Genomic DNA, 1,100 nt, shown 5'->3' with positions numbered 1-1,100 from the left:
CACGGCCGGTCACCTCACGAGGTGACCGGCCGTCGTCGTGCCGGGTGTCAGTCCCCGGACGTGGAGGGGGACGGGGAGGCCGAAGTCGACTTCGTCGGTGACGGGCTGGCCGACGCCGAGGCGGACGCCTCCGCGGCCCGCTGGGATTCGGCGGCCTCCCGCGCGGCGCCCTGGAACGGCCGCGGCGGCTGGCCGGGGGCCACGGGGCCGGGGGCGCCCTCGGGGCGGTCGATCGTGGACTGGTTGTTCAGCAGCTCGTCGGGCACGCGGCCGGTGGGGATCTCCCGGGCCTGGGCCAGGGTCTCCTCGTCCATCTGCGCGTTCAGGAAGAACGGCGAGCTGAGCTTGATGACCTCCTGGAAGTCCCCGGCGTCCTTCAGCACGGTGTCCGCGAGGTGGTCGCGGGTCTCGGTGACGAGGGTGGTGCTCTGCGCGACCGGCGAGTTCTTCACCTGGGTGAGGCCGCCGTTGGCGTCGCCGAAGCCCTCCATGGAGCCCATGGTCACGGAGACCATCTCGCTGCCGTCCTCGGAGCAGGCCCACGCGGTGCGCTGGGGCAGCAGGGGGGCGCCGTCCTGGCCGCCGACCATGCCGGGGCGCAGCAGGGCGAGCAGCCCCTTGCCGGTCTTCGGGTCGAACGTGTACTCGTCCGCCACGGCGGCGGGCTCCTCCTGGCACCACTCCAGGCGGGAGCCGTCGAGGTTGTGCTGGTAGTGGACCTGCGCCAGGGGCATGCCGGGGCTGTACTCGAAGTAGCCGTTGTAGACGCAGGTGAGGAACTCGTGGGTCTCGTCCTGCGAGGCGAACAGCTGCACGATCTCGATGTTCGAGCTGTCCGGGATGTGCGTGGCGACGGCGTCCAGGGTGCGCTGGTCCAGGACGTCGCGCGTGCAGTCCATCACGGAGACGGTGTCGTTGCGGACCGCGGCCGTGTTCTTCCAGGCCTCGGTGGCGGCGCCGTCCTTGATGCCCGGGCCGACGGTCTCGAACGCCTGACGCGGCTCGGCGCGCGGGGTGCCCTCGGCGGACTCCGACGCGAGGGCCTCACGGACGCGGGACGCCGCGGCGGACGCGGGGTCGGTGGGGCTCTCCGTGGCCGA

1 protein-coding gene is annotated in these 1,100 nt (G+C 72.8%); it reads right to left on the bottom strand.

Annotated elements, in window-relative coordinates; all coding sequences use genetic code 11:
* Nucleotides 1-47: 47 nt before the first annotated feature.
* On the bottom strand, nt 48-1,100 hold a 1,053-nt coding region (locus HMPREF3105_RS09500; RefSeq protein WP_070709393.1), incomplete at its 5' end, for a hypothetical protein.

This window comes from Micrococcus sp. HMSC31B01 (assembly GCF_001816085.1).
GTDB classification, from domain to species: Bacteria; Actinomycetota; Actinomycetes; order Actinomycetales; family Micrococcaceae; genus Micrococcus; species Micrococcus luteus.
This window is presented reverse-complemented; position numbering and strand designations above follow the sequence as displayed.